Genomic DNA, 12,523 nt, shown 5'->3' with positions numbered 1-12,523 from the left:
ACATGACTGACGTACGCGCTGAGCTGCTCCAGCAGATCAAGGACAAGGCCGTGGTACACGGCAAGGTGACCCTCTCCTCGGGTCTGGAAGCCGACTGGTACATCGACCTGCGCCGGATCACGCTGGACGGCAAGGCCGCGCCGATGGTCGGCCAGGTGATGCTCGATGCCACCGCCGACCTGGACTACGACTGCGTCGGCGGCCTGACGCTGGGCGCCGACCCGGTGGCCACGTCGATGCTGCACGCCTCCGCCGCGCGCGGGCAGAGCCTGGACGCCTTCGTCGTGCGCAAGGCACAGAAGGCGCACGGTATGCAGCGCCGGATCGAGGGCACGGACGTGAAGGGCCGGCGCTGCCTGGTCGTCGAGGACACCTCGACGACGGGCGGTTCGCCGCTGACCGCCGTGGAGGCGGTGCGCGAGGCCGGGGGCGAGGTCGTCGCCGTTGCCGTGATCGTGGAGCGGGGTGCCGCTCCCGCTGTCGCGGAGGCCGGGCTGCCGTACCTCCACGTCTACTCCGTGGCGGACCTCGACCTGTCCTGACCTGCGGATTCGAACAAGGGCGGGCCGTTTCACGTGAAACGGCCCGCCCTTGCGTATGCCTGGGTGGAGGAGGCCGGGTGGAGCCGCGACGAGAGTCTGGGAAGATGGGGGCGACGATGACGTCGCCCCCAGGTCAGGGACCAGCACTGCACACCCGCACATCCCAAGGAGCGGACAGATGCCCATCGCAACCCCCGAGGTCTACGCCGAGATGCTCGACCGGGCGAAGGCAGGCAAGTTCGCCTACCCGGCGATCAATGTGACGTCGACCCAGACCCTGCACGCTGCACTGCGCGGTTTCGCGGAGGCCGAGAGCGACGGCATCATCCAGATCTCCACCGGTGGGGCGGAGTTCCTGGGCGGCCAGTACAACAAGGACATGGTCACGGGCGCTGTCGCCCTGGCCGAGTTCGCGCACATCGTCGCCGCCAAGTACGACGTCACCGTCGCGCTGCACACCGACCACTGCCCCAAGGACAAGCTGGACACCTATGTGCGTCCGCTGATCGAGATCTCCGCGGAGCGCGTCGCCAAGGGTCTGAACCCGCTGTTCCAGTCCCACATGTGGGACGGCTCGGCCGAGAACCTCGCCGACAACCTCGCCATTGGCCAGGAGCTGCTCGCCAAGGCCGCCGCCGCCAAGATCATTCTTGAGGTCGAGATCACCCCGACCGGTGGCGAGGAGGACGGCGTCACGCACGAGATCAACGACGAGCTGTACACGACCGTCGACGACGCGCTGCGTACGGCCGAGGCGCTCGGCCTGGGCGAGAAGGGCCGCTACCTGCTGGCCGCGTCCTTCGGCAACGTCCACGGCGTCTACAAGCCGGGCAACGTCGTGCTCCGTCCCGAGCTGCTGAAGGACCTCCAGGAGGGCGTCGGCGCCAAGTACGGCAAGACGTCCCCGTTCGACTTCGTCTTCCACGGCGGCTCCGGCTCCACGGCGGAGGAGATCTCCACCGCGCTGGAGAACGGCGTCGTGAAGATGAACCTCGACACCGACACCCAGTACGCCTTCACCCGGCCGGTCGCGGACCACATGTTCCGCAACTACGACGGCGTGCTGAAGGTCGACGGCGAGGTCGGCAACAAGTCGAAGTACGACCCCCGCACCTGGGGCAAGCTGGCCGAGGCCGGCATGGCCGCGCGTGTCACCGAGGCGTGTGCCAACCTGCGGTCCACGGGCACCAAGCTGAAGTAGTCGGCACCCCTGTGCTGTGTGTGGTGGGCCCGGTACCCCTTGGGGTGCCGGGCCCACGGCATGTCCGAGAGATGTGAGGTATCTGCTGTGAGTGCGTCCTACGACTTCGACACCGTCATCGACCGCCGGGGCACGTGGTGCGTCCAGTGGGACGGGGTCGCCGACCGGTTCGGGGTGGACGGACTGCTGCCGTTCACCATCTCCGACATGGACTTCGAGACCGCGCCCGAGGTGCTGTCGGCGCTGCGGGCCCGGCTCGATCACGGGGTCTTCGGCTATACGGACTGGGACCAGGACGACTTCCGGTCGGCGATCGCGCACTGGTACGGCACCCGGTACGACGCCCCTCTCGACACCGGACGGCTGGTCTACGGACCGTCCGTCCTCAGCCAGCTCTCGCAGCTCCTGCAGATGTGGACGGACGCCGGGGACGGGGTGGTCGTCCACACCCCCACGTACGACGGCTTCCGCAAGGCGATCACCGGGCTCGGGCGTGAGCTGCGGGGCGTGCCGGTGGGGGACGCGGAGGCGCTGGAGCGGGAGCTCGCGCGGGCCGACGCGAAGGTGCTCGTGCTGTGCTCGCCGCACAACCCGACGGGGCGGGTGTGGACGGAGGCCGAGCTGACGGAGATGGCCGCGCTGGCCGGGCGGCACGGGGTGGCGGTGATCAGCGACGAGATACACGCGGACTTCGTGCACGACGGGTACCGGCACGTGCCCTGGACGCGGGTGGGCGGTGACGGGCGCTGGGCGGTCATCACGTCCGCGTCGAAGGCGTTCAACTTTCCCGCGCTGACGGGGTCGTACGGGATCGTCGGCCGGTCGGCGGACCGGGCGGAGTTCCGGCGGCGGATGGAGACGGCGGAAGGGCTCGCCTCCCCGGCGGTGCTCTCGCTGACCGCGCACATCGCGGCGTACCGGGAGGGCGCGGCGTGGCTGGACGAGGCCCGCGCGTACGTGGCCGGGAACCTGGCGCTGGTGGCGGAACGGCTGAACGGGGCGTTCCCCGAGCTGGGGTGGGAGCCGCCGCAGGCGGGGTACCTCGCGTGGATCGACATCCGGCCGCTGGGGGTGGACGACGAGGCGCTCCAGCGGGTGCTGATCGAGCGGGAGAAGGTCGCGATCATGCCGGGGTCGGTGTACGGGGCGCCGGGGTTCCTGCGGCTGAACGTGGGCTGTCCTCGGAGCAAGGTGGTGGCCGGGGTGGAGGCGTTGATCCGGGGCGTGGGGGGCGTGCGCTAGGGCCTGTCCCCCGAACGCGGGACGGGCCGGAAGGACCTGCCCCGGGTGGACGGACGGACCGAAGGCCACCGCGGTGGCCCGGTAGCCGCCCGGACCGGGAGCGGTGATGCTGGCTCCATGGATGATGCGCGTGCCGGTGGCGAGGGGATCAGGGTCGCTTCGCCCGTCGGCCGGTGGGTCGTCCTGACCACCGTTCTCGGGTCGGCCATGGCCCTGCTCGACTCGACCGTGATCAACGTGGCCCTGCCCCGCATCGGCGAGGACCTCGGTACCGATCTGGCCGCCCTCCAGTGGACCGTCAACGCCTACATGCTCACCCTCGCCGGGCTGATCCTCCTCGGCGGTGCGCTCGGGGACCGGTACGGCCGGCGGCGGGTGTTCGTCGTGGGGGTCGTGTGGTTCGCCGCCGCCTCGTTGCTCTGCGGGATCGCGCCCAACGCCGGTGTCCTGATCGCCGCGCGCGCCCTGCAAGGGGTGGGTGGCGCGCTGCTCACCCCGGGGTCGCTGGCGATCATCCAGGCCAGTTTCCATCCGGACGACCGGGCCCGCGCCGTCGGGCTCTGGTCGGGGTTCGGCGGGGTCGGAGCCGCGATCGGGCCGTTCGTGGGGGGCTGGCTCGTCGACGGCCCCGGCTGGCGCTGGGTGTTTCTCCTCAACCTGCCGCTCGCCGCCATCTGCGTACCCGTCGCTCTGCGCCACGTACCGGAGTCCCGCGACCCGCGGGCGCACGGCCGCTTCGACGTGCTGGGGGCCGCCCTCGGGGCGCTCTCGCTGGCGGGCGTCACGTTCGCGCTGATCGAGGCACCGGGGCAGGGCGCGTCCCCGGTCGTCATCGGGGCCGCGGTGGGCGGGGTGCTGCTGGGGGTGGCGTTCGTGCAGGTCGAGCGGCGGCGGTCCGATCCGATGCTGCCGCCGTCGATCTTCTCGTCCCGGCTGTTCACCGTCGTCAACATCATCACCCTCTGTGTGTACGCGGCGCTCGGCGGCTTCTTCTTCCTCTCCGCGATCCAGCTCCAGGTCGTCGCCGGATACTCGGCGCTGGGGGCGGGCACGGCCCTGCTGCCGACGACGGTGCTGATGCTGCTGTTCTCCGCGTGGGCGGGTGATCTCGGCCGGCGGATCGGGCCCCGCATCCCGCTCACGGTCGGGCCCCTGCTGGCCGCCGCCGGGATGCTGCTGATGCTGCGGGTCGGTCCGGGCGCCTCCGTCTCCTCGTACGTCACCGAGGTGCTGCCCGCCGTCGTGGTGCTCGGCATCGGCCTGGTGCTTCTGGTCGCCCCGCTCACCGCGACCGTCCTGGCCGCCGTGGACTCCGCGCGGGCCGGTCTCGCCAGCGGCATCAACAACGCGGCGGCGCGCGCCGCCGGGCTGATCGCGGTGGCCGCGCTGCCGCTGCTCGCCGGAATGGGGCCGGAGGCGTACCGCGACGCCGACGAGTTCGCCTCGACGTTCCGGCGGGCGATGCCGATGTGCGCGGGGCTGCTGGTGCTGGGCGCGGCGATCGCCTGGTGGATGGTGCGGACCCCGGAGAAGGGGGCCCGGCCGGAGTGCACCGTGCACTGCGGGGTCGTGGCGCCGCCCCTGGAGCCCGTACGCGAACCGGAAAGGGAAGCGGGGTGATGCCCCACGGGACCGTCCCACCAGGCACACTTGAACCCATGTCCATCCACGAGAACCTGCTCGGGGGGCCCTCCCCGACCCATCTGCCCGACGACCCGGCACCGCGTGAGCTCCTCGCCAACGGCGCGGCGCCCGCCGATGTCGCGGCGAAGTACCCCACCTCCTCGCTGGCCTGGGCGCAGCTCGCCGACGAGGCGTACGAGGGCGGCCGGGTCATCGAGTCGTACGCGTACGCCCGCACCGGCTACCACCGCGGCCTCGACGCCCTGCGCCGCGCGGGCTGGAAGGGCCACGGCCCCGTCCCGTTCGAGCACGAGCCGAACCGCGGTTTCCTGCGCGCGCTGCACGCCCTCGCCCGCGCCGCGGGGGACATCGGTGAGAAGGACGAGTACGAGCGCTGCTCGACGTTCCTGCGCGACTCCTCGCAGACCGCCGCCGACACCCTGGGCTGAGACCGCCCCGCACCGTACCGGGCCCCGTGGACGTCCGCCGTCCGCGGGGCCCGTGTGCTGCCCGGCCTGCGGCCCCGGCCGGGTGCCCGGAAGACGGCGCCCCCGGCCTCGGCTTAGGATGTGCGGGCAGGGGACCGGAGCTCCACTTCCTCACGGAAGGGGCGGACCGCTACCCGGAAGCTCGTGTCGAGGAGACAGAAATGTCGACGAATCACCCCGACCCCGAAGCCACCGGTGCGGCCACCCCGCACCTCGACTTCGCGGGAACGACTCCGTACGAGGACTATGTCCAGGCGGATGTCCTGACCCACCTCCAGCACCTTCGCTCGGACGACCCCGGCGAGATGGTCTTCCTGGTCACCACCCAGGTCATGGAGCTGTGGTTCACGGTCATCGTCCATGAGTGGGAGACCGCGGCGCACGCGCTGCGCGAGGACCGCATACCGGTGGCGCGTGACGCGCTCAAGCGGTCCGTACGGGAGCTGGAGGCGCTGAACGCCTCCTGGACCCCGCTGGCAGGGCTCACGCCCGCCCAGTTCAACTCCTACCGCGGCGCGCTCGGTGAAGGCTCCGGATTCCAGTCGGCGATGTACCGGCGGATGGAGTTCCTGCTCGGGGACAAGTCCGCCTCCATGCTCGTCCCGCACCGGGGCGCGCCCCGCGTGTACGCCGAGCTGGAGAAGGCGCTCCAGGAGCCCAGCCTGTACGACGAGGCGCTGACCCTGCTCGCGCGGCGCGGGCACGCGGTGCCGCAGTCGGTGCTCGGCCGGGACCTGTCCAAGAAGTACGAGCCGTCCGCCGAGGTCGAGGCCGTCTGGGCGCAGATCTACGCCAATCCCGACCAGCACGACGAGCTCGTCCGCCTCGGCGAGGCGCTCACGGATGTCGGCGAACTGGTCTGGCGCTGGCGCAACGACCACCTGGTCGCCACCCGGCGTGCGATGGGTTCGAAGACCGGGACCGGCGGTTCGGCCGGGGTCGCGTGGCTGGAGAAGCGGGCCACGAAGAACGTCTTCCCCGAGCTGTGGACGGCCCGCAGCCATGTCTGAGACCTTCGCCGACAAGGCAGCGGCGCTCGACGCCGCCGACGAACTGGCCAAGCTCCGTGAGCTGTTCACCCTCGACGACACCGTCTACCTCGACGGGAACTCGCTGGGAGCGCTGCCCCGTCACGTGCCCGCGCGGATCCAGGAGGTCCTCACCCGCGAGTGGGGCGAGCTGCGCATCCGGTCCTGGGACGAGAGCGGCTGGTGGACCGCGCCCGAGCGGATCGGCGACCGGATCGCGCCGCTCGTCGGTGCCGCCGCCGGCCAGATCGTGGTGGGCGACTCGACGAGCGTGAACGTCTTCAAGGCCGTCGTCGCCGCCAGCCGGCTCGCGGCGGACGGACGCGACGAGATCCTGGTCGACGCGACGACCTTTCCCACGGACGGGTACATCGCCGAGTCCGCCGCCCGGATGACGGGCCACCGGATCGTGCCGGTCGCGCCCGCCGATGTGCGGGGCGCGCTCGGCCCCCGTACGGCGGTCGTCCTGCTCAACCACGTCGACTACCGCACGGGCAGGCTCCACGACCTGCCCGGTCTCACCGCCGCCGTCCACGCGGCGGGCGCGGTGGCCGTCTGGGACCTGTGCCACAGCGCGGGCGCCCTGCCCGTCGGCCTCGACGAGCACGGTGTGGACCTGGCCGTCGGCTGCACGTACAAGTACCTCAACGGCGGCCCCGGTTCCCCCGCCTATCTGTACGTCGCCGAGCGCCACCAGGCGGCCTTCGACTCCCCCCTGCCGGGGTGGACGTCGCACGCCGACCCGTTCGCGATGACACCGGGATACGCCCCTGCGGAGGGCGCGGTACGGGGCAGGGTCGGCACCCCCGACATCCTGTCCATGCTGGCGCTCGAAGCCTCGCTGGACGTGTGGGACGGGGTGGACGTCGCCGCCGTGCGGGCCAAGTCCCTCGCGCTGACGGACTTCTTCCTGGAGTGCGTCGCCGCGTACGTGCCGGAGGGCCGGGTCACCTCGGTCACCCCGGCCGCGCACGCGGAACGCGGCAGCCAGGTCGCCTTGCGGTGCGAGGACGCCGAGCCGGTGATGCGCGCGCTCATCGAGCGGGGAGTCGTCGGGGACCTGCGGCGCCCGGACGTGCTGCGGTTCGGGTTCACTCCCCTGTACGTGGGCTTCGCGGACGCGGAGCGGGCGGCCCGCATCCTCGCGGACGTGCTGGCGGGCTAGTCCGCCGTACCCGTGAGTGCCCGACGGGGTCGATTCTTCCGCTGAGCCGGGAGGATCGGCCCCGTCCGTCATGGGGCCCCGGTGCTGATACCGTCCCCGCAGGTCAAGCCAGTTGGGCATATTCGTAGGACGGTTGGAGCAGCATGTCGGATTCTGCCGCGCGTGATCGTGATGCCGCCGAGGAGGAGTCGGCGTTCGCCCATCCGGTGGTCGCCCCCGACCGGTCCGCGGCCTACGGCAGCCACCCCGATCAGGTGATCGACTTCTACGCTCCCCGGGACGGCAGGACCGGGGCGCCCCTCGTCGTCCTGCTGCACGGCGGGGCGTGGCGTGCCCCGTACGACCGGCACCATGTGTCGCCGCTCGCGGACTTCCTGGCCCGGCGCGGTTTCGCCGTCGCCAACGTGGAGTACCGGCGCGGCAGCGAGATCCCGCAGCAGCGCGGCTCCGGTCCGGCCGCCGGCCGCTGGCCCGAGACCTTCGACGACGTCGCCGCGGCGATGGACGCGATGCCGGTGCTGGCCGGGCGGGAGCTGCCGGAGGCCGATGTGCGGCGGACCGTGGTCACCGGGCACTCGGCGGGCGGTCAGCTGGCCCTGTGGGCGGCAGCCCGGCACGTACTCCCGGAGGGCTCGCCGTGGCGGCTGTCCTCGCCGCCGCCGCTGCGCGGCGTCGTCGCGCTGGCACCGGTCGCCGACTTCGCCACCGCCGTCGAGCTGGACGTCTGCTCCGGCGCCGTGCATCAACTCCTCGGCGGAGAAGGGGAGTTCGCGGAGAGGAGCGCCTTCGCCGACCCGGCGGTCCTGCTCCCCACCGGTATCGCGACGGCTGTGGTGCAGGGCACCTGCGACCTGACCGTGCCCCAGGCGGTGCCGGAGGCGTTCGTCGACGCGGCGGCCAAGGCGGGGGAGATGGTGGGGCTGACGCTGCTGGAGGGTGTCGGGCACTTCCCGCTCATCGATCCGTCGGCGGACGCCTGCGCCGTGGTCGCGGAGGAGCTGGCCCAGCTGGCGTGGTGAGGGCACCCGGGGCCCCTGTGTAGTACTTGCGACGGACGGTGCGGGATCCGCATCACTGCTGACGACCTGCGCCGCGCCGCCGCCTACCGTGGAAGCGTGACCGAGACCCAGACCAAGACCAGAAGCCCGGAGATCCGGGTGGCCGCAGGGGCGATAGGCGGCCTGCGACAGGACCTCTTCCGTGATGTGTTCGCCTACCGTCCGCTGGATCCGCTGCCCCGGGACGGCCGGCTGATCCGGCGGCTGCCGCGGCGGGTCGCCGCGCAGGCCGTCTGGGTCCGGCACGCCCTGGTGCTGTTCGCCGCGGTGATCACGTTGCTCATCGGGGTGGGGATGGGGCACGGCCAGTTCGTCGTGGGTGTGCTGCCCGCGATCGCTGTCGCGATGACCCTGGTCAGGCCCGTCGCCGCGTTCTGGGCCTCGATGGCGGCCACCGTCGTCGTCAGCCTGCTGGGGAACGACTCGCCGTGGGGTCCCAGCACCTTCTTCGCCCACATGGTGGTCCTGGTGGTCGTCGCGGCCAGGACCAGGCCGCGTACGGCCGCCTGGATGTGGACGCTCACCGTGCTGCTCGGGACCCTGATGGAGAACGCCGGGCCCTGGCGCTACTCCTACACGACCATGCCCATGGTCGTCGTCTCCGCCCTGGCGCTTCTCGTCGTGACGGTCGTCCAGGTCCGCAAGGAGGCCGAGCGCGAGGTGACCGTGCAGCGCACGGTGACCGCTGTCGAGCGGGACCGCCGCACGCTCCTGGAGGAGCGCACCACCATCGCCCGTGAGCTGCACGACGTCGTCGCCCACCACATGTCGGTCGTGGCGATCCAGGCGGAGGCCGCCCCCTACCGGGTGGAGAACCCGCCGCCCGAGCTGGAGCAGGCGTTCCTCACCATCCGGGAGAACGCCGTCGCCGCGCTCACCGAGCTGCGCCGGGTCCTCGGTGTCGTACGGGCCGAGGACTACGAGGCCCCGGACGCCCCGCAGCCCACGCTCGCCGAGCTCGACCGCCTCCTGGCCAATGTGGGGGAAGCGGGTCTGCGGACGGAGAAGACGGTCACCGGTGCGGTACGCGAACTGCCGCAGGGCGTCGAGCTGTCGGCGTACCGGATCATCCAGGAAGCCCTGAGCAACACGCTGCGGCACGCGCCGGGCGCCGCCGCGCAGGTGGAGATCGGCTATGTGCTCGGCGGTCTCGGGCTGCGCGTCGTCAACGGGCCGCCGACCGGGCTCGTCAAGCCGTCGCCCGGGGCCGGACACGGCATCACGGGGATGCGCGAGCGGGTGGCCATGCTCGACGGGGAGATGACCGCGACGTCCACGGCGGACGGCGGCTACGAGATCGCCGCCTTCATCCCCGTGCAGATGGTGCGCGAGGAGGCCGCGGACGACGGGACTCCGACGGACGGCACGCTGTCGGGCGGCTCCCGATGAACAGCATCAGGGTGCTGATCGTCGACGACCAGATGATGGTCCGCGAGGGCTTCTCCGTACTCCTCAACGCGATGCCGGGGATCGAGGTCGTGGGCGAGGCCGTCGACGGACGCCAGGCCGTCACGCAGGTGGCCGCCCTCCGTCCCGACGTCGTGCTGATGGACATCCGGATGCCGGAGCTCAACGGCATCGAGGCGACCCGCGAGATCGTCGCCGCCGACGCGGACGCCAAGGTACTCGTCCTGACCACCTTCGACCTGGACGAGTACGTGTACCAGGCGCTGCGCGCGGGGGCCTCCGGCTTCCTGCTGAAGGACGCGTCGGCCCGCCAGCTCGCCGACGGTGTGAGGGTGGTCGCCTCCGGCGAGGCACTGCTCGCGCCGACCGTCACACGGCGGCTGATCACGGAGTTCTCGAAGCTCGCCGAGGCACCGCGGTCTCCCGTCCTCGCCCGCATCGGCGATCTCACGGAGCGGGAGACGGAGGTGCTCGTCCTGATCGCGCAGGGACTGTCGAACGCGGAGATCGCCTCGCGCCTGGTGGTCGCCGAGTCCACCATCAAGACGCATGTCAGCCGCATTCTCGTGAAGCTGGGGCTGCGGGACCGTACGCAGGCGGCGGTGTTCGCGTACGAGGCACGCCTCGTCACGCCCGGGTAGAGGGCCGGCGGCCGGGGACGACGTACCCCGGTCAGTCCCGCCGGGTGGTGTGGGGCAGGGCGAAGGAGGCCGGGCGCGCCTCGCCGGCCGATGCGCCGGCGGGCGCGTCCGTGTCGATCAGCGCGATCATCAGGGGCGTGCTCCCGACCGGACCCGCGGACCCGGCACGCAGCCGGTAGCGCTCGGTGCGCACCGTGTCGCGGGCCAGCGGGACACCGCCCTCGTGGAACTCGGGCGGCAGGGCGTCATTGGCGATACGCAGCTCCGCGCCGCGCCACGCGCCCGTCGCGGCGTCCCAGCGTTCCAGTACGAAGCCGTCGGACGGCGGACGTTCGTTGGCCGGGGTTCCGTCGACGAGGATCTCCATCTGGAACGCAAGCCGCAGATGTCCGTACGCCCGGGTGTTGCCGTTGTGCAGGGTGACGGTGAACTCCTCGGCGGCGCCGCCGCGGACCAGGTCGAGCCGGCCCGCCCCGGCGGCGACCGTCATCCGCAGGAACGTCGGCTTCGGCGCAGTCGGTTCCGGGGTGGTGACGGGCCGGGTGGCCGGCCGGACCGACGGGCTTCCGGTGGCGCTCGGCCGCGTGACGGTCGGGGACGGAGAGGCGGGGGACGGGGAGACGGAGGGTGTCGGGCTGTCGCTCACCGCGGGCGACGGCGGAAGAGCGGGCTTCTCCGCGACCGTCGTCGCGCTCCGCGGCTCGGCGCAACCGGTGAGTACCGCGGCCAGCAGCGCCGCCGCCGTACCGGCGACTCGCATTCGTATGCCTCGCATGGCCGCCCTTGAGGAATCCGTCCCGACAGGGCGCTCAACGTAGCAACGCGATCACGCCGACTGAAGCGCTGCCGGATAACGCTTCGGCTCCCTGAGCGCGGCCCCGGTGCCGACGGTAGCGTCAGGTCATGCATGTGTCCTTCGACCCCTGGTCGCCGGCGTTCGTCGCCGATCCGTACCCCGCCTACACAGCGCTGCGCGCCGCAGGCCGGGCGCACTACTTCGAGCAGACCCGGCAGTGGCTGATCCCGCACTACTCCGACGTGTCCGGCCTGCTGCGGGACCGGCGGCTGGGCCGGACGTATCTGCACCGGTTCACCCACGAGGAGTTCGGTCTCACCCCTCCGCCGGACGCCCACGAGCCCTTCCACACGCTCAACGGGCAGGGGCTGCTCGATCTGGAGGCCCCCGACCACACCCGCATCCGGCGGCTGGTCTCCAAGGCGTTCACGCCACGTACGGTCGAGCGGCTCGCGCCCACGGTGGAGCGGCTGGCGGCCGAGCTGGTCGACGCGTTCGTCGCCTCGGGCGGCGGCGATCTGCTGGCGGAGGTCGCCGAGCCCCTGCCCGTCGCCGTGATCGCGGAGATGCTCGGGGTGCCGGAGGCCGACCGGGCGCTGCTGCGGCCGTGGTCCTCGGCGATCTGCGGAATGTTCGAGCTGAACCCGTCGGAGGAGACGGCCCGGGAGGCGGTCCGGGCGTCGGTGGACTTCTCCGCGTATCTGCGGGGGCTGATCGCGGAGCGCCGCAAGGAGCCCGGTACGGACCTGATCTCCGCGCTGATCGCCGCCCACGACGAGGGGGAGCGGCTCAGCGAGCAGGAGATGATCTCCACGTGCGTGCTGCTCCTGAACGCGGGGCACGAGGCGACCGTCAACACCACGGTCAACGGCTGGTGGACGCTCTTCCGGCACCCGGAGCAGCTGGCGGCGCTGCGCGCCGATCACGGTCTGCTGTCCACCGCGGTGGAGGAACTGCTGCGGTACGACACCCCGTTGCAGATGTTCGAGCGCTGGGTGCTCGACGACATCGAGATCGCCGGCACGGTCATTCCGCGTGGCTCGGAGGTCGCGCTGCTCTTCGGCTCGGCCAACCGGGACCCGGAGCGGTTCGCCGAGCCCGGCACGCTGGATCTGTCCCGGCCGGACAATCCGCACATCACCTTCGGGGCGGGGATCCACTACTGCCTGGGGGCGCCGCTGGCCCGTATCGAACTGGCGGCCTCGTTCGGTGAGTTGCTGCGCAAGGCGCCGGACATGCGGCTGGTCGAGGAGCCCCAGTGGCATCCGGGCTATGTGATCCGGGGGCTCAAGGCGCTGAACGTGGAGCTCTGAGACCGGGGTCCGGGGGCGT

Annotated in this window: 12 protein-coding genes; 11 read left to right on the top strand and 1 reads right to left on the bottom strand. The window is 72.0% G+C overall.

What is annotated here, in order from left to right; translation table 11 throughout:
• The first annotated feature begins 2 nt into the window (after window positions 1-2).
• The 10 genes from pyrE to OG230_RS16640 all read left to right on the top strand — a co-directional run bounded on the left by pyrE (window position 3) and on the right by OG230_RS16640 (window position 10,395).
• Complete coding sequence (gene pyrE / locus OG230_RS16685; protein ID WP_328911014.1) at window positions 3-542, top strand: orotate phosphoribosyltransferase; 540 nt, start codon at window positions 3-5, stop codon at window positions 540-542.
• A gap of 178 nt (window positions 543-720) precedes the next feature.
• A complete protein-coding gene (gene fbaA, locus OG230_RS16680) occupies window positions 721-1,743 on the top strand; it encodes a class II fructose-bisphosphate aldolase (RefSeq protein WP_328911013.1) in 1,023 nt (340 codons plus the stop codon).
• Between the two features lie 87 nt (window positions 1,744-1,830).
• A complete protein-coding gene (locus OG230_RS16675; protein ID WP_328911012.1) occupies window positions 1,831-2,985 on the top strand; it encodes a MalY/PatB family protein in 1,155 nt (384 codons plus the stop codon).
• A 117-nt stretch (window positions 2,986-3,102) separates the two neighbouring features.
• The gene (locus OG230_RS16670; protein ID WP_328911011.1) at window positions 3,103-4,605 is read left to right on the top strand and encodes a DHA2 family efflux MFS transporter permease subunit; all 1,503 of its coding nucleotides are present in this window, start codon (window positions 3,103-3,105) and stop codon (window positions 4,603-4,605) included.
• 38 nt (window positions 4,606-4,643) lie between these two features.
• Window positions 4,644-5,057 carry a DUF3151 domain-containing protein gene (locus OG230_RS16665; protein WP_328911010.1) on the top strand — a complete coding sequence of 138 codons (414 nt, stop codon included), beginning with the start codon at window positions 4,644-4,646 and terminating at the stop codon, window positions 5,055-5,057.
• A 200-nt stretch (window positions 5,058-5,257) separates the two neighbouring features.
• Window positions 5,258-6,106: a tryptophan 2,3-dioxygenase family protein gene (locus tag OG230_RS16660; protein ID WP_328911009.1), complete on the top strand. Its 849-nt coding sequence runs from the start codon at window positions 5,258-5,260 to the stop codon at window positions 6,104-6,106.
• Window positions 6,099-7,289: a kynureninase gene (gene kynU / locus OG230_RS16655; protein WP_328911008.1), complete on the top strand. Its 1,191-nt coding sequence runs from the start codon at window positions 6,099-6,101 to the stop codon at window positions 7,287-7,289. The genes OG230_RS16660 and kynU overlap by 8 nt, the downstream gene beginning before the upstream one ends.
• A gap of 143 nt (window positions 7,290-7,432) precedes the next feature.
• Window positions 7,433-8,308, top strand: a complete 876-nt coding sequence (locus OG230_RS16650) for an alpha/beta hydrolase (protein WP_328911007.1) — start codon at window positions 7,433-7,435, stop codon at window positions 8,306-8,308.
• Window positions 8,309-8,404: 96 nt separating this feature from the next.
• Window positions 8,405-9,736 carry a sensor histidine kinase gene (locus OG230_RS16645; protein WP_328911006.1) on the top strand — a complete coding sequence of 444 codons (1,332 nt, stop codon included), beginning with the start codon at window positions 8,405-8,407 and terminating at the stop codon, window positions 9,734-9,736.
• Entirely contained in the window at window positions 9,733-10,395 is a 663-nt protein-coding gene (locus OG230_RS16640; RefSeq protein ID WP_328911005.1) for a response regulator transcription factor, read from the top strand. The genes OG230_RS16645 and OG230_RS16640 overlap by 4 nt, the downstream gene beginning before the upstream one ends.
• A 31-nt stretch (window positions 10,396-10,426) precedes the next feature.
• Here OG230_RS16640 and OG230_RS16635 read toward each other — a convergent pair whose 3' ends face one another.
• Window positions 10,427-11,170 (bottom strand): hypothetical protein, encoded by a 744-nt coding sequence (locus tag OG230_RS16635; RefSeq protein ID WP_328911004.1) that lies wholly within the window; start codon window positions 11,168-11,170, stop codon window positions 10,427-10,429.
• A gap of 128 nt (window positions 11,171-11,298) precedes the next feature.
• On the opposite strand from OG230_RS16635, the gene OG230_RS16630 reads away from it, so the two are divergent.
• Window positions 11,299-12,504: a cytochrome P450 gene (locus OG230_RS16630; protein WP_328911003.1), complete on the top strand. Its 1,206-nt coding sequence runs from the start codon at window positions 11,299-11,301 to the stop codon at window positions 12,502-12,504.
• Window positions 12,505-12,523 lie beyond the last annotated feature (19 nt).

The sequence above is a fragment of the Streptomyces sp. NBC_00234 genome, from assembly GCF_036195325.1.
Taxonomy (GTDB): Bacteria; Actinomycetota; Actinomycetes; order Streptomycetales; family Streptomycetaceae; genus Streptomyces.
Note: the sequence above shows the minus strand (reverse complement) of the source record. Positions and strands in the feature narration are given on the sequence as shown.

Bases quoted from the DNA above. Each gene is read 5' to 3' on its own strand.
- pyrE (WP_328911014.1), top strand. From the start codon at position 3: ATGACTGACGTACGCGCTGAGCTGCTCCAGCAGATCAAGGACAAGGCC.
- fbaA (WP_328911013.1), top strand. From the start codon at position 721: ATGCCCATCGCAACCCCCGAGGTCTACGCCGAGATGCTCGACCGGGCG.
- OG230_RS16670 (WP_328911011.1), top strand. From the start codon at position 3,103: ATGGATGATGCGCGTGCCGGTGGCGAGGGGATCAGGGTCGCTTCGCCC.
- OG230_RS16665 (WP_328911010.1), top strand. From the start codon at position 4,644: ATGTCCATCCACGAGAACCTGCTCGGGGGGCCCTCCCCGACCCATCTG.
- OG230_RS16660 (WP_328911009.1), top strand. From the start codon at position 5,258: ATGTCGACGAATCACCCCGACCCCGAAGCCACCGGTGCGGCCACCCCG.
- kynU (WP_328911008.1), top strand. From the start codon at position 6,099: ATGTCTGAGACCTTCGCCGACAAGGCAGCGGCGCTCGACGCCGCCGAC.
- OG230_RS16650 (WP_328911007.1), top strand. From the start codon at position 7,433: ATGTCGGATTCTGCCGCGCGTGATCGTGATGCCGCCGAGGAGGAGTCG.
- OG230_RS16640 (WP_328911005.1), top strand. From the start codon at position 9,733: ATGAACAGCATCAGGGTGCTGATCGTCGACGACCAGATGATGGTCCGC.
- OG230_RS16635 (WP_328911004.1), bottom strand. From the start codon at position 11,170: ATGCGAGGCATACGAATGCGAGTCGCCGGTACGGCGGCGGCGCTGCTG.
- OG230_RS16630 (WP_328911003.1), top strand. From the start codon at position 11,299: ATGCATGTGTCCTTCGACCCCTGGTCGCCGGCGTTCGTCGCCGATCCG.